Genomic DNA, 14,170 nt, shown 5'->3' with positions numbered 1-14,170 from the left:
ACAAGGCGGACTCTCGCCATCTCCGCTGTCACCGAATTACGCCTCTGAAGCGCGGATCTTGGTACGAAACCGCCCCCGGAAGGGCGATTTCGTACCAAGATCTACGGCGGGCACCCGGTGCCATCAGCGGTACGGGCCGTGTGGCCGTACCGCCTTGGGCGGAGCGGTTTAGGCGTTGGTGTCGCCGTATTCGCGGGTGCCGTTGACGTCGAGGGTGATGCGGCTGTTCTCGGTCCAGCCGCCGGTGCTCTGCTGCCAGCTGGGGTCGTCGCGCTCGTCGATGGCCGTCCAGTTCTGGCGGTGGTGGCGTAGCTGGATGGGGCCGGTCGAGGCGCCGGGGGCCAGTGTCCCGCTGGCGAAGGTCAGCTCGATCCAGCCGGGGATCGACGTACCGTGCGGCGGCAGGACCGTCCGAGTCGGAGTCGGGGTCGGAGTGCGGGTCGGCGGCGGTGGCGGTTGGGGCAGCGGGAAGAACTGAACGTGGCGTTGCACGTTGGCGCAGCCGATCGCGGCCCAGTCGCAGTTGGTGACAAGTGAGGTGTTCCCGCCCTCGAACGTCACGTGGTAACGCACCCGCACCTCGGTCAGGTCCAGCGGGGTGGTGCCCGTGTTGACGATCTGGAGGGCGTGCTGGATCTGGTTGTCGGTGGGTGACCAGTCCATGTTGTGGTAGCTCACTCTGGCCTTCCCGTACGCGGTGCGCACCGGGATCTGCGGTGAGTCGAGGGAGTATCCGCCGTTGGTTGAGGCCCAGACGGTGAGTCGGTATTCGGTGCCGGGTGCCAGGTCGGTGAGCGTGAGCTCGGTGCCGGTGGTGGTGCCGAGGCTGCGGTAGGTGTTGGGGCCGAGCCACGCCCGGACCTCGTGCCGGATGGGCGTCGCGCCGGGCTCGCCGATCCAGGTCGATGGTGCCCAGCTCAGGGTGAGCAGGTGCGGCTCGTTGGTCACCACCACCGGTGCGCCGGGGGTGGTGAGGATGACCGGGTCGTCGGCCGCGTACGCGATGGCCGTGCCGGTGAGCCCCAGCGTGGCGGCGAGGAACGCGACGAGGGTGAAGCGACGAGCACGCATGGTGAGAATGCTAGAGAGTTACATGCATGTTTATCAATGGTTAGGGGTGTCGCGCTCGTCGCGACCGGCGGCGATGGCGGCAGCCGCCCAGGCGAGCAGGATGCCCATGGTCAGGCCGGGCGGCAGGTACCAGAACGTGAGGAAGCCGGCCGGTGGCGTCAGCGGCAGTGCGGCGACGAGCGCCCACGCGACCCGGCGTGGCAGCACCCCGCGACGCAGCCCCTGCACCCCGCACCAGACGGTGCCCACCAGCGCCGTCAACAGGGCCACGAGGTCGAACACCCACCCGTACCCGGGGCTGTTGTATTCGAGGCCGATCGCGATGGTCGCGGCGAGGAGCCCGTACCTGGTGAGGCGTCGAGGTGTCGCGGTGGCGTGGCGGGTCACCGTCCAGACGAGCGGCAGCGTCAGCAGCATCGAGACGAAGAAGGGCCCGCGCCAGATCCACGCCGGCTCCGACCCCGCGAACAACGGGAGGTTCTCGGCCATCCATCGCGCCGGAGCGGGTAGGGACCAGATGGCTCGGCCGCCGCCGACCTCCCATTGGGTGGCCATCGCGGCGCCGAGAACCATCGCGATCAGCGGTGCGGGAACCGCCAGGGCGTGCCGCCAGCGGACGACCTGCCACCTGCCCTCGACGCCGGACGGGCCGGCGCGATCGGGTACGTGCTGCGGGTGCTCTGGTCGCATCGGTTGATCGTCGCCGCGTCGCTGGGGAATCTCATCGGCGGAACAGCCGAGATCACCAGCGACGCGGCGACGGGTCAGCGGGATTCGATCTGGCCCAGCGGGCCGGGATCGACTGTCGACCAGGCCGGGTCCTGCGGGTTGAAGGCGCTGTGCAGGTACGCCGTGGTGGCCCGCTGGATCAGGGCGACCCGTTCCGGGCTCTCGTCGGTGGTCTCGGTGACGCCGTAGCCGGAGACGCCACCCAGCGAGTGTTCGCCGCCGACCACGGTGAGCAGGCTCTTCGGTGCCGGGCTGAGGTGGTACGGGTCGGTGAACCAGTCCGGTCCGCGTACCGACAGCGGTGAGTCGTCCTGGTCGCCGGCGACGATCAGGGCGGGCGTGGTCATGCCCGCGAAGTCGGGGCTCATGAAGGGGAAGTGTTCGGCGGCGAACGGGGACAGGTCGGTGCCGCCGGTGCCGGTGGTGGCGAGCAGGACGCCGACGGTGACCCGTGGGTCGGTCATGTCCTCGCCGGGTACGCCGTCGGCGTCGAGGACCCGGGCGCCCAGCAGCATGCTTGCGGTCTGGCCGCCCCAGGAGTGGCCGGCGACCGCGATGCGCTGGTGGTCGAGTCGTCCGTCCAGGCCGGGGACGGCTGCCTCGATCGTTTTCAGCGAGTCGATGACCTGCGTGAGGTCGGTGACCCGGATGCGCCAGATCTCCGGGTACCGCGGGTCGTCCGGGCCGATGGCGAGGGTCCGCGCGTCGAGGTGGGTGGGTTGGATCACGGCGAAGCCGTGGCCCGCCCAGTGATCGACGAGCGGTGCGTACCTGTCCATGTCGGCGCCGAAGCCGTGGGCGAAGACGATGATCGGCAGCCCGCTCCCGGAGATCGGGGCGGTGATGCGGACCTGAAGGTCGGTGCCCCGGGCCGGCGCCGGCAGCACCACGGGGCGTACCGAGACCACCGGGCTGGGCAGGTGCTGGGGGATGCTCATTACTGTTACTCCTCAGCAGAGAGGTAAGCGGATCGGCGTTCCGTTTAGACGATACGGAACCATGTTCCGTTTGCTCAGTCATCGTGACGGAGGCCACAGGACCGTGCCGGCCCGCAACACCGACTCACCGCCGCCGCGCAAACGGGCGGACGCCGAGCGCAACAAGCAGGCGCTCCTGGAGGCTGCCGCCGCCGCCTTCGTCGACGCCGGGGTCAATGCCCCGGTCCGTGACATCGCCGCCCGGGCCGGTGTCGGCGTGGGTACGATCTACCGCCACTTCCCGGCCCGCGCCGATCTGATCGTGGCCGTCTACCGGCACCAGGTGCAGGCCTGCGCCGAGGCCGCCCCCACCCTGCTGGCGACCGGCCCGACCCCGCACGACGCGCTCGCCGCCTGGGTCGACCTGTTCGTCGACTTCCTGATCACCAAGCACGGCCTCGCCGAGGCGATGCGCTCCGACGCGGCCGCCTTCGAGCCCCTGCACACCTACTTCCTGGAGCATCTGATCCCCGCGGTGACGCTGCTGCTGGACGCCGCCGTCGACGCCGGTCAGATCACCCCGATCGAGCCGTTCGCCCTGCTACGCGGCATCGGCAACCTCTGCATCGGCGCCGACCCCCGATACGACCCCCGCCCCCTGGTCGCCATCCTGATCAGAGGGCTGCACACCTGACGCGCAGATCCTGGTACGACGGCGCCCTCGCAGGGCCGCGTACCAGGATCTGCAGCGGGTTCAGTGTCCGGGTTGTCGGTATGCGACGGGCAGGTTGACGACGGCGTCGACCTGTTCCGGGGTGAGCAGCGGGATGAGGCGCGCGTTCACCAGGCCGCCCGCCCGCACCGCGATCGCCACGGCGGTGGCGGTGACCTCGTCGGGCAGGTCGCAGATGACGTACGTGTCGTACTGGCCGAACGAGAAGTACAGGGCCTCCAGGCGGCCACCGGCGTTCTCGACGAGCGCCCGGACGACCTCGACGCGTACCGTCCCGCCGTCTGCGGTCAGCCCTTCCAGCCCGCCGCCCGTGTAGTTCGTCGTGAGCAGGAACTTCGCCATCCCGGCACCGCCTTCCGCCTGGTTCGGCGACGCGCCTACCCGCTGCGCCGGAGGTTATGCAGGCGCTGGCGGACCCGGTCGTGTCGGTGCCGCTGACTATGGTGCGGGCAGGAGTCGGTCGGAAGGTGGGCGAGGATGCGGGCCGAGTGGGACGTGCCGCCGGGTGTCGAAGCGGAGCGGGTGATCACCGCCGTGCTGGCCGACCTGCGCTCCGGGGAGCATCGGGGTGTGGTGGTCGACTCGCCGCCCGGGGCGGGCAAGTCGACACTTGTGGTGCGGGCCGCCGTGGAGCTGGCCGGCGCCGGCGAGCCGCTCATGGTCATCGCGCAGACCAACGAGCAGGTGGACGACCTGATCGACCGGCTCGCCCGCAAGGCACCCGAGCTGCGGGTCGGGCGGCTCTCCGCGGGTGACTACCGGCCGTCGGCCCGGGTGCGGGCGCACGAGCAGGTCCGGGTCGCCGCGAAGGTCACCGACCTCGCGGCTTCGGCCGTCATCATCGGTACGGCCGCCAAGTGGGCCACGGTCACCGAGGGCCGCTGGCCGTGGGCGATCGTGGACGAGGCGTACCAGATGCGCTCGGACGCCCTGCTGCGAGTGGCCGGCAGGTTCGAGCGGGCCCTGTTCGTGGGGGATCCGGGGCAGCTCGACCCGTTCTCCACTGTGGAGGTCGGTCGGTGGGCGGGGCTGACCTGGGATCCGATGCAGTCGGCGGTGGCGGTGCTGCTGCGGCACAACCCGCAGCTGCCGGTGCATCGGCTGCCGGTCTCGTGGCGGCTGCCCGCCTCGGCGGCCCCGGTGGTGTCGACGGCGTTCTACCCGTTCAGCGGCTTCCGGGCCGGCACCGGCTCCGCCGACCGGGCCCTGCGGTTGACCGGGGCCGGGCGCGGTGACGCGGTGGACCGGGCGGTGGAGTTGGCGACCGACACCGGCTGGGCGCTCTACGAGCTGCCGGCGCGGCACACTTTGCGTACCGATGCCGAGGCCGCCGCCGCGTGCGCCGCGCTCGCGCTGCGGGTGCTGGCGCGCGGCGCGGTCGCGGTCTGTGAGCAGGCGCCCGACGGCGCGCCGGTCACCGCGGACCGGATCGCCGTGGGGGCCGCGCACCGCGACCAGGTCGCGGCCATCCGGGCCCAGCTGGGCGAGGCGGGAGCGGGCATCACCGTCGACACCGCCAACCGCCTCCAGGGCCGGGAGTACGACGTGACAATCGTGCTGCACCCGCTCTCCGGCCGACGCGACGCGACCGCCTTCCACCTGGAGTCGGGGCGGCTCTGCGTGCTCGCCTCCCGGCACCGGCAGGCCTGCGTGGTGGTGGCCCGGGCCGGCATCGGTGAACTGCTCGACGCCCACCCGTCGACCGACGTGCCACAACTGGACGTGCCGGTGAAGTTCCCCGACGGCTGGGAGGCCAACCAGGCCATCCTGGCCCACCTGCGCGCGACGGCGGTCCCGCACCAGAAATCGGGCTGATCGGCTCGTCGGAGTGCCGCCCCGGGCCTGCCCGTGGTGTCGGTGGTGTCGGTTACCGTCGGTTCATGGGGACGCAGTCCGGCGCGGCGCTGATCGGGCGGGAACATCCGGCCGGCCTGCTCCGGGCGGAGCTGGACCGCGCCACCGCCAGTCACGGCGGTCTCGTGCTGGTCGGCGGTGAGCCGGGCATCGGCAAGACGACGCTGGTGACCGCCGTCGCCGACGAGGCCCGCCGGCAGGGCGCGCTGGTCCTCGGTGCCGCCTGCTGGGATTCGGCGAGCGCTCCCGGTTACTGGCCCTGGTTGCAGGTGCTGCGTGGGTTGCGCCGGTCGGCCGCCGACTGGGCGGTGGCCCGGGAGTCCGCCGAGCCGGCCCTCGCCCTGCTGCACGGCGAGCCGGCCGGCCACCGCATGGTAAGCGGGTCGCACGGCGAGGGTGACGCGGTCGAGCAGGAGGCGTTCGCCCTCTACGACGCGGTCACCACCGCCCTGGTCGCGGTCTCCCAACGTCGGCCGGTCGTGGTGGTCCTGGACGACCTGCACTGGGCCGACGCGGCGTCCATGCGGTTGTTGCAGTTCGCCGCCCAGCACACCTGGTTCGAGCGGCTGCTGTTCGTCGGCACGTACCGGGACGCCGAGGTCGAAGCGGGTGATCATCCGCTGCGCCCGCTGTTGATGTCGCTGACCGCCAAGGCCACCCCGATCACCCTCACCGGCCTGTCCCGCGACGAGGTCGGGGTGCTGATCGCCCGCGTCACCGGGCAGGAACCCACCGCCGACTGCGTCGACGACGTCTACCGGCGCACCGGTGGCAACCCGTTCTTCGTCGAGCAGACCGCTCGGCTCTGGCACGTCGACGGCGCGGCGAGCGGCATCGCGCCCGGTGTCCGGGAGGTGGTGCGCAGACGCTTGGATCATCTGCCGGAGGCGGTGGTCCACACGCTCGTGGTCGCCGCGGTGCTCGGCCGGGAGTTCCACCGCGCGGTCCTCGCCGCCGGCGCCGGGCTGCCGCCGACCCGCCTCGACCAGCTGCTCGACGTCGCGGTGAGCGCGCGCCTCGTGCTCGCCCAGCCCGACGGCGGGTACGCCTTCGCCCACGACCTGGTCCGGGAGACCCTCTACGAGGGGCTCACCGACGACGATCGCAATGATCACCACGCGGCCGTGGTCCGTGCCGTCGACGAGCACGCCGCGCTCGCCGAGCGGCTGGTCCCCGCCGACCTGGCCCGGCACGCCTGGCTGGCCGGTGACCGGCTCGACCCGTACCGCTGCGCCGACCTGCTGATCGCCGCCGCCCGCGACGCCAGTTGCCGGCTCGCGTTGGAGGAGTCGACGGTGCACCTGCGTCGGGCGCTGGTGGTCAGCCGAAACGAGGTGCAACGGGTACGCATCATGATCGAGTTGGCCGATCGCCTTTTCCACACCGGCGATCAGGCCGAGGCGAGTCGACTGCTCGCCGAGACCACCGTGCAGGCGCTGGCGGTCGACGAACCGGCGCTGCTGGCCCGCTTCGCGCTCAGCGTCTACCGACACTGTCAGCTCACCTCGCGGCCGGAGATCGACACGGAGGCGCTGGTGCGGGAGGCGTACCGGCGGCTCGTCGGGGAGCCGGGGTCCGACGTGCCGGTCGAAACCCTGGAAGTCGGCCTGATCAACGCCACCGAGGAGCTTGCCCGACGCAACCAGGACGACGACGCGCTCAGCGTCAGCCTCTGGGCCCGCCACGACGCCGCATGGGGGCCGGGGACGGCCGCCAACAGGGCGGCGCTGACCGCCGAGATCCGCGAGGTGGCCCGCCGCTCCGGTGACCAGGAAACCCCGCTCTGGGCCACGTCGCTGCGCTGGGTCGCGCTACTGGAACTCGGCGATCCGCGCTACCTCGACGAGCTCACCGCCTTCGTGACCGCCGGCCGGCAGGCCGGCAAGGTCCGGCATCAGATGGCCGCCAACATCGACAGCGGAATCATCAGCGCCTTCCGGGGCGACTTCGCGGCCGCCGAAGCCTGCTACGCCGAACTGCGCAGCCCCGTCGCGGAATCGTCGTCGGGCTTGTGGTGGGAGGGATGGGAGGACGACAAACACCTGTTCATCGACCTGCACCTGATCTGGTCGCTGTTGCTGCTGCGTGGTCGCCTCGACGAGGCGCAGGCGTTGCTCGACGGGCTTGATCCGGCCGAGCATCAGTTCCTCGACCTGCTCCACGCGGTCACCGCTGCCGAACGTGGCGACCACCGCCACGCCGCCCGGATCACCGCCCGGTTGGAAGCGGCCGGTGGCACCTACCCGTCGGTGATCCTGCCGTTGTGGCTGCGGTTGCAGGCCCAGGTCACGGTGACCGCCCCCGATCGCTGCGAGGCCGCCCGGCAGGCCCTGCTACCGTACCGGGGGCAGTGGCTGGTCGCCGTGTACGGCTGTGACATCAGCGGCCCGGTCGACCACTGGCTGGCCGTGGTCGACGCGGCCGACAAGCGCTGGGACGACGCCGTCGCCGGCTTCACCGCCGCCCGCGACAACGCCGACCGGATGGGTTCACGGCCCTGGTCGCTGATCGCCAGCACCGCACTGGCCGACGCGCTCATCGCCCGCGACGGCCCCGGCGACTCGGCGGTCGCCGCCGGTCTGCGCCGCGAAGCCGAGCGCGAGGCGCGCAGCCTCGACATGCGGCAGGTGCTCGCCCGGCTGGCCGCCCCCACACCCGTCGGCTCGTCTCCGGCACCGGCCGGTAAGCCATCGCCCGATTCCGGGTCGGGTGCGGCGACAACCACCCCGGCGTACGAGTTCTGCCGGGACGGGGCGGTCTGGCGACTCACGTACGGCGGCACCACCGCGTACCTGCCGGACACCAAAGGGCTCAACGACCTGCATCTGCTGCTCGGCTGCCCCGGTGTCGACGTGCCGGCGGTCGGGCTGCTCGACCCGGCCGCCGGGCCGGAACTCGTCGCCGCTCGACGGCTCGGTGGTGACGAGATTCTCGACGAGGAGGCCAGGAACCGCTACCGGCGGCACCTGGCGCTGCTCGACGACGAGATCGACCGGGCGGCGATGCGGGACGACACGGCGCGCGTGGCGACCCTCGACGACGAGCGTCGGGCCCTGATCGGCCAACTGCGCTCGGCCGCCGGCCTGGCCGGGCGCCACCGCCGCCTCGGCGACGAGGCGGAACGGGCCCGCAAGACCGTCACCGCCCGGATCCGGGACACGCTGCGCCGGCTCGACCAGCAACACCCGCCGCTCGCCGCGCACCTGCGTCAGACCATCTCCACCGGCACCGCCTGCCGCTACCAGCCCACCGAACCCGTGCCGTGGCGACGGTGACCGACCGGGTCGTGGCCGTGGTGGCCGGGCCGTGACGGTGACCGGTCTGCCGGTCCCGCCACGGCCCGGGCGCCGCGTCCTGATCAGCGGCGGTTGTAGCGGTACATGGTCAGGGTGCCGAAGACCACGATGAACAGGGCGCTCCACACCACCATCCAGGTCATGCTCGACGCGTCCGTCGTACCGCCCATCGCGGCCCGCACCGACGACACCAGGTGCGTGATCGGGTTGGCCTTGACGAACGCCTGGAGCCAGCCCGGCATGGTCGACGGGTCGACGAAGACGTTGCTGAGGAAGGTCAGCGGGAACAGCACCATCATGCTGACCCCCATCACGGACTTCTCGCTGCGCAGGACGAGCCCGAAGAACGTCCACACCCAGGAGAACGCGAACGAGAAGATCACGAGCAGGCCGATCCCGGCGAGTACGCCGAGCACCCCGCCGTCCGGGCGGAAGCCGAGCACCAGCCCGACGGTCAGGATCACCACCGCCGCCAGGATGTAGCGCAGCACGTCCCCGACGATCATGCCGACCAGCGCGGCGGGTCGCCACACCGGCAGCGTCCGGAACCGGTCGAAGACGCCCTTCTCGATGTCGGTGTTCAGCCCGACCCCGGTGTACATGGTGATCATCACGACGCTTGTCACCATGATGCCCGGCAGGAAGAACTGGAGGTAGTCACGCGGGCTGTCGGCGAGCGCCCCGCCGAACAGGTACGTGAACATCAGCACCATGATGATCGGGAACGCCGTCACGTCGAACAGCTGCTCCGGCACGTGCTTGATCTTGAGTAGGGCGCGCCAGCTGAAGGCCAGTGACGCCGCCAGCGGGCTGGGCCGCGGCGGTCGCTGCCCCGGCGCGAGAATCGTCGCCAACGCCTCGGTCGACGGCACGTAGACCGACGGTGCCCGGCCGCTCGAGGTGGCGGTGTCGCTGCTCATCGGGCTGCCTCCAAGGCTTCCGGCTCGGCTTCGGCCGGCACGGCGGGACGGTCGGTCAGGGCCAGGAAGACCTCGTCCAGGCTGGGCTGACCGAGGGAGAAGTCGTCCACCACGATCCCGGCGCGGGACAACTCGCCCAGCGCCCGGGCCGCCTGGGCGCCGGCGTCGAGGTCGCTGCCGTCGCCGCCGACCCGAGCGGTGATCGCCACCGGATCCGGATCCAGCTGCACCGGCACGTTGAGGGTGGTCCGCAGCAACTGCTCGGCGTCCGGCCGCTTCGCCGCGTCCCGTAGGCGCAGGTGGATGGTGCCGGAGCCGACCGACGACTTCAACTCGCCCGGGGTGCCCTCCGCGATCACCCGGCCGTGGTCGACCACCGCGATCCGGCTGGCCAGCTTGTCGGCTTCGTCGAGGTACTGAGTGGTAAGCAGGACGGTGGTGCCGTGGGCCACCACCGCCCGGACGATCTCCCACACCTGGTTGCGGCTGCGCGGGTCGAGCCCGGTGGTCGGTTCGTCGAGAAACAGCAGGTCGGGTGTGCTGAGGATGCTCGCCGCGATGTCGATGCGCCGCCGCATGCCGCCGGAGTACTTCTTGACCTGCCGACCGGCGGCCTCGGTCAGCCCGAACGCCTCCAGCAGCTGCTCGGCCCGCGCCCGGGCGGCCGCCTTGCCCAGACCGAGCAGCCGGCCCAGCAGGACCAGATTCTCCGTGCCGGTCAGGTCCTCGTCGACGGAGGCGTACTGGCCGGTCAGGCTGACCCGGGCGCGGACCGCGTCGGCCTCGCCGACCACGTCGTGGCCGAAGACCCGGGCCTGCCCGCCGTCCGGGCGCAGCAGCGTGGCCAGCACCCGCACCGCCGTGGTCTTGCCGGCGCCGTTCGGGCCGAGCAGCCCGTACACGGCACCGGCGGGCACCGCCAGGTCCAGTCCGGCGAGCGCATGGGTCTCGCCGAACGACTTGGTCAGCCCCGCGGCCTCGATGGCGAGGCCGGTGGCGCGTCTACTCATGATCTTGTTCTTCCTTCCGTCCGGGACGTCTGCGGGTCGCCAGGGCACCGGCGGTACGCCCGTACGCTCGACCCGCATGCTGCCCCACCACAGCGCACGCGTACGACAATTCGCAGCGTGGCCGACCACTCCTACAACGATGGCGGTCGGCCGTGGTTGTAGCCAGCTTCGCCTTACTGGCGCGAGACGGCGACCGGCCGCCGCTAGATCCGATCTAGCGGCGGCCGGCGAACAACCGTGAGGTCAGCTCGGCAGCTATCCGAAGGTGTCCGGGTGCGGGCCGGTCCGTCCGTCCTCACCCCGGTCCAGCCGGGTGATCCGTTCCATGGTCGCCTCGTCCAGCGCGAAGTCGAAGATCTGGAAGTTCTCCGCCATCCGAGTCGGCGTGACCGACTTCGGGAAGACCACATCGCCGCGCTGGATGTGCCAGCGCAGCACCACCTGGGCCGGCGTGCGGCCGAGTTGCGCGGCGATGTCGGTGATGGTCGGGTCGTCGAGCACCGCACCCTGGGCGATGGGCGACCACGCCTCGGTGACGATGCCGTTCTTCGCGCCGTACGCCCGCACCTCGTCGTTGCTGAGATAGGGGTGCGCCTCGATCTGGTTGACCGCGGGCACCACCTCCGTCTCGGCGGCCAGCCGCTCCAGGTGCGGCACCTGGAAGTTGGACACCCCGATGGACCGGGCCCGGCCGTCGGCCTTGAACTCCTCCAGCACCTTCCAGGTGGAGACGAAGTCACCGTCGTAGCGGGTCGGCACCGGCCAGTGGATCAGGAACAGGTCGAGGTAGTCGGTGCGCAGCGCGTCCAGCGACGCCTGGAACGCCGCGCGGGCGTCCGCCGGACGGTGGGCGTTGTTGTTGAGCTTGCTGGTGAGGTAGACCTCCTCGCGGGCCAGCCCCGCGGTGCGTACGCCCTGACCGACCTCGGCCTCGTTGCCGTAACCCTGCGCGGTGTCGATGTGCCGGTAGCCGATGTCCAGCGCGCGGCGTACCGCCTCGGTGCTGTCGGCCGGGGAGATCTGGAACACCCCGAAGCCGAGCTGCGGGATGGTGTTGCCGTCGTTCAGCGTGACGGTCGGAATGGTGTTCGCCATCGCATCGGCTTACCCGTTGACGTCGAACTTCGCACGTCGACCCGCCGCTGTCGATGCCGCTAGCCGGGTTGCACCCGAGTTTCGGCACAGGTGAGGGCTGTTATGGTTTGCCCTCGTCGGCGGTGTTCTGCGGGGAGGGAATGCGGCGTGGTAATTGCGTTCCGCGATGCGCTGGCCCAGATGTTCAAGGCTCGGTTTCCGATTCTCTACGTCGAGTCGTCCGAGGAACAGCGGGTCGTCGCCGAGGTCTGCGCCATCGCCGGGGACGCCACGGCGGTGCGTACGCCCCGCGCTGTCTGGATCTGGTCGCTGACGACCGGGTTGGTGGCGCCCGACGGCACGCCCCGCCAGGGCACCACCGATCCCGAGGCCGCGCTCGACGCCGCGTTGCGGGTCGACCAGCCGAGCGTACTGATCTTCAAGGATCTGCATCCGGCGCTCGGCGCCGACGGTCGACCCGGCAGTCCCGGCCTGATCCGGCGGCTGCGGGATCTGGTCGCCGCGTTCAAGTCCGGTCCGGTGCCGCGCACCCTCGTGCTGGTCTCGCCGGTGCTGCACATCCCGGCCGAGCTGGACAAGGAGGTGACGATCGTCGACTTCCCGCTGCCCACCGAGGCGGAGATCCGGCAGGTGCTGGACGCGATGATCGCCGCCAATGCCGCCAACGGACGCATCCAGATGGTGCTGGACGACCAGGGCCGGGAACGGTTCGCCAAGGCGGCCCTCGGGCTGACCCTGCACGAGGCGGAGAACGCCTTCGCCCGGGCGATGGTCAACGACGGGATGCTCGACGCTCACGACCTCGAGGTGGTGCACGAGGAGAAGCGGCAGACCGTCCGCAAGTCGGGGCTGCTGGAGTTCGTCGAAGCCGACGTCGACCTCGACGACGTCGGTGGGCTGGAGAACCTCAAGCGGTGGCTGGCCAAGCGGGACGGATCCTGGCTGGCGGAGGCGGCCGCGTACGGGCTGCCCGCGCCGCGGGGCGTGCTGATCACCGGGGTGCCCGGGTGCGGCAAGTCGCTGACCGCGAAGGCGATCGCCGCCGCCTGGGGGCTGCCGCTGCTGCGGCTGGACATCGGTCGGGTCTTCGCCGGGCTCGTCGGCTCCAGCGAGCAGAACATGCGCACCGCCATCCGTACGGCCGAGGCCAGCGCCCCCTGCGTGCTCTGGATCGACGAGATCGAAAAGGGCTTCGCCGGTGGAACCGGGGACTCCGGCACCTCCACCCGGGTCTTCGGGTCCTTCCTGACCTGGATGCAGGAGAAGAAGCAGTCCGTCTTCGTCATCGCCACCGCCAACAACATCGAGGCGCTGCCTCCGGAGCTGCTCCGCAAGGGGCGCTTCGACGAGATCTTCTTCGTCGACCTGCCTACCCGCGCCGAACGGGCCTCGATCTGGCGGGTACACCTCGCCCGACGGCTGCGCAATCCGGCCGTCGCCGGTGGGTTGACCCTCGACGAACCGCTGCTCGCCGAACTCGCCGCACTGAGCGAGGGCTACTCGGGGGCGGAGATCGAGCAGGCGGTCGTCGGCGGGCTCTTCGACGCCTTCTCCGAGCGTCGCCCGTTGCGCCGCGACGACCTGGCCCAGTCGGTGGTGAGCATGGTGCCGCTGAGCGTCACCCAGGCCGAGCGGATCGACGCCCTGCGTACCTGGGCCGACACCCGGGCCGTCGCCGCCACCGCTGCCGAGGACTGGGACGGTGGCGCCCGGTCCGGCCGCCGCGACGAGGTCCCCCCGCCCGTCGCCCCGCCCGCTGCGCGCGGGCAGGGTGGACGAGCGGTGGAATTCTGAGTGCCATGCCGAGCACGGGAGATCGATCATGAGCATCTCGCTGGTACTGCTGCCGCTGGCCGTGGCGGCCGTGGCGGCGGCGCAGGGCGTTTCGGCCGGACGCGACGGGCAGGGCCGGGTGGTCTGCCAGGTGCAGACCCGGATGCGCGACGAGACACTGCTCGCCGCCGCGCTGCACGACACCGCCGCGGTGGTCGGCGTCGACCAGGACGCCATCACCGCGGAGTGGACGGGCGTACGGGCGAGGTTCCAGCGCGGTGCCGACGGCATCTGGACGGCGCACTTCGCCGGCGAGGTCGACGAGCAGCGGGCCGTCGAGGTGGTCCGGGCCATCGATGTCGCGTACGGGCGGCAGGTCCAGCGGGCGGTGCTGGAGCGGCTGCGCCAGCAGGCCCCCGCCGCCGGCCTGCGGCTGGAGTCCGAACAGGTCGTCGAGGACGACACCGTACGGCTGGTGTTCGCCGTCGAGGGGCGGTCCTGATGGCCGAGCGACCGCGAATCGTGATCACCGTGAGCAGTTCGGGTGAGGTGAGCGCCGAGACGCGCGACATCTTCGGTGACCAGTGCCTGGACTATGTCGACGTGCTGGAGGACCTGCTGGCGGCCCGTACGCTCCACAGCGCCTTCACCGCCGACCACGCCCGTACCCCCACGGCCGTACGCCAGGAGAACCGTGATGTCGAGCGCGCCTGAGCCGGGGCGGTGGCCTCCCCTCACCGGTCACCCGCCGCCCGGACAGCCGTCACCGGCG

13 protein-coding genes are annotated in these 14,170 nt (G+C 71.5%); 6 read left to right on the top strand and 7 right to left on the bottom strand.

The window, feature by feature from the left end:
* Positions 1-168: 168 nt before the first annotated feature.
* The 3 genes from EG812_RS12665 to EG812_RS12655 form a co-directional block, all read right to left on the bottom strand.
* Positions 169-1,071, bottom strand: a complete 903-nt coding sequence (locus EG812_RS12665; protein ID WP_126711646.1) for a cellulose binding domain-containing protein — start codon at positions 1,069-1,071, stop codon at positions 169-171.
* 33 nt (positions 1,072-1,104) lie between these two features.
* Positions 1,105-1,761 (bottom strand): hypothetical protein, encoded by a 657-nt coding sequence (locus EG812_RS12660; RefSeq protein WP_126711645.1) that lies wholly within the window; start codon positions 1,759-1,761, stop codon positions 1,105-1,107.
* Positions 1,762-1,835: 74 nt separating this feature from the next.
* Positions 1,836-2,738 carry an alpha/beta hydrolase family protein gene (locus tag EG812_RS12655; protein WP_126711644.1) on the bottom strand — a complete coding sequence of 301 codons (903 nt, stop codon included), beginning with the start codon at positions 2,736-2,738 and terminating at the stop codon, positions 1,836-1,838.
* 61 nt (positions 2,739-2,799) lie between these two features.
* Here EG812_RS12655 and EG812_RS12650 point away from each other — a divergent pair, with 61 nt between their 5' ends.
* Positions 2,800-3,411 carry a TetR/AcrR family transcriptional regulator gene (locus EG812_RS12650; protein ID WP_233579464.1) on the top strand — a complete coding sequence of 204 codons (612 nt, stop codon included), beginning with the start codon at positions 2,800-2,802 and terminating at the stop codon, positions 3,409-3,411.
* A 60-nt stretch (positions 3,412-3,471) separates the two neighbouring features.
* Here EG812_RS12650 and EG812_RS12645 read toward each other — a convergent pair whose 3' ends face one another.
* On the bottom strand, positions 3,472-3,792 hold the full coding sequence (locus EG812_RS12645; RefSeq protein WP_013731801.1) for a GYD domain-containing protein: 321 nt from the start codon (positions 3,790-3,792) through the stop codon (positions 3,472-3,474).
* Positions 3,793-3,927: 135 nt separating this feature from the next.
* On the opposite strand from EG812_RS12645, the gene EG812_RS12640 reads away from it, so the two are divergent.
* Both EG812_RS12640 and EG812_RS12635 read left to right on the top strand, forming a co-directional pair.
* Positions 3,928-5,265, top strand: a complete 1,338-nt coding sequence (locus EG812_RS12640) for an AAA domain-containing protein (protein WP_126711642.1) — start codon at positions 3,928-3,930, stop codon at positions 5,263-5,265.
* A 65-nt stretch (positions 5,266-5,330) separates the two neighbouring features.
* Entirely contained in the window at positions 5,331-8,579 is a 3,249-nt protein-coding gene (locus EG812_RS12635; RefSeq protein ID WP_126711641.1) for an ATP-binding protein, read from the top strand.
* An 83-nt stretch (positions 8,580-8,662) separates the two neighbouring features.
* Here EG812_RS12635 and EG812_RS12630 read toward each other — a convergent pair whose 3' ends face one another.
* The 3 genes from EG812_RS12630 to EG812_RS12620 all read right to left on the bottom strand — a co-directional run bounded on the left by EG812_RS12630 (position 8,663) and on the right by EG812_RS12620 (position 11,625).
* The gene (locus EG812_RS12630; protein WP_013731814.1) at positions 8,663-9,520 is read right to left on the bottom strand and encodes an ABC transporter permease; all 858 of its coding nucleotides are present in this window, start codon (positions 9,518-9,520) and stop codon (positions 8,663-8,665) included.
* Positions 9,517-10,530: a daunorubicin resistance protein DrrA family ABC transporter ATP-binding protein gene (locus EG812_RS12625; protein WP_013731815.1), complete on the bottom strand. Its 1,014-nt coding sequence runs from the start codon at positions 10,528-10,530 to the stop codon at positions 9,517-9,519. Before EG812_RS12625 ends, EG812_RS12630 begins: the two co-directional genes overlap by 4 nt.
* Positions 10,531-10,785: 255 nt before the next feature.
* Positions 10,786-11,625, bottom strand: coding sequence for an aldo/keto reductase (locus tag EG812_RS12620; RefSeq protein ID WP_126711640.1), 840 nt, complete (start codon positions 11,623-11,625; stop codon positions 10,786-10,788).
* 147 nt (positions 11,626-11,772) lie between these two features.
* Between EG812_RS12620 and EG812_RS12615 the strand changes: the two genes are divergently transcribed.
* Genes EG812_RS12615 through EG812_RS12605 form a run of 3 tightly spaced genes read left to right on the top strand, consistent with a single transcriptional unit; the run spans position 11,773 to position 14,112 of the window.
* Positions 11,773-13,419 carry a Ycf46 family AAA ATPase gene (locus EG812_RS12615; RefSeq protein WP_126711639.1) on the top strand — a complete coding sequence of 549 codons (1,647 nt, stop codon included), beginning with the start codon at positions 11,773-11,775 and terminating at the stop codon, positions 13,417-13,419.
* Positions 13,420-13,447: 28 nt separating this feature from the next.
* Positions 13,448-13,900, top strand: coding sequence for a hypothetical protein (locus EG812_RS12610; RefSeq protein ID WP_126711638.1), 453 nt, complete (start codon positions 13,448-13,450; stop codon positions 13,898-13,900).
* Complete coding sequence (locus EG812_RS12605) at positions 13,900-14,112, top strand: DUF2997 domain-containing protein (RefSeq protein ID WP_126711637.1); 213 nt, start codon at positions 13,900-13,902, stop codon at positions 14,110-14,112. The genes EG812_RS12610 and EG812_RS12605 overlap by 1 nt, the downstream gene beginning before the upstream one ends.
* Positions 14,113-14,170: the final 58 nt, after the last annotated feature.

This window comes from Verrucosispora sp. FIM060022 (genome assembly GCF_003977705.1).
GTDB lineage: Bacteria > Actinomycetota > Actinomycetes > Mycobacteriales > Micromonosporaceae > Micromonospora > Micromonospora gifhornensis.
The sequence above is the reverse complement of the archived record's forward strand: the minus strand, read 5'-3'. Positions and strand labels throughout refer to the sequence as shown.

Coding starts and splice junctions, on each gene's coding strand:
- EG812_RS12665 (WP_126711646.1), bottom strand. CDS start 1,071: ATGCGTGCTCGTCGCTTCACCCTCGTCGCGTTCCTCGCCGCCACGCTG.
- EG812_RS12660 (WP_126711645.1), bottom strand. CDS start 1,761: ATGCGACCAGAGCACCCGCAGCACGTACCCGATCGCGCCGGCCCGTCC.
- EG812_RS12655 (WP_126711644.1), bottom strand. CDS start 2,738: ATGAGCATCCCCCAGCACCTGCCCAGCCCGGTGGTCTCGGTACGCCCC.
- EG812_RS12650 (WP_233579464.1), top strand. CDS start 2,800: ATGTTCCGTTTGCTCAGTCATCGTGACGGAGGCCACAGGACCGTGCCG.
- EG812_RS12645 (WP_013731801.1), bottom strand. CDS start 3,792: ATGGCGAAGTTCCTGCTCACGACGAACTACACGGGCGGCGGGCTGGAA.
- EG812_RS12640 (WP_126711642.1), top strand. CDS start 3,928: ATGCGGGCCGAGTGGGACGTGCCGCCGGGTGTCGAAGCGGAGCGGGTG.
- EG812_RS12635 (WP_126711641.1), top strand. CDS start 5,331: ATGGGGACGCAGTCCGGCGCGGCGCTGATCGGGCGGGAACATCCGGCC.
- EG812_RS12630 (WP_013731814.1), bottom strand. CDS start 9,520: ATGAGCAGCGACACCGCCACCTCGAGCGGCCGGGCACCGTCGGTCTAC.
- EG812_RS12625 (WP_013731815.1), bottom strand. CDS start 10,530: ATGAGTAGACGCGCCACCGGCCTCGCCATCGAGGCCGCGGGGCTGACC.
- EG812_RS12620 (WP_126711640.1), bottom strand. CDS start 11,625: ATGGCGAACACCATTCCGACCGTCACGCTGAACGACGGCAACACCATC.
- EG812_RS12610 (WP_126711638.1), top strand. CDS start 13,448: ATGAGCATCTCGCTGGTACTGCTGCCGCTGGCCGTGGCGGCCGTGGCG.
- EG812_RS12605 (WP_126711637.1), top strand. CDS start 13,900: ATGGCCGAGCGACCGCGAATCGTGATCACCGTGAGCAGTTCGGGTGAG.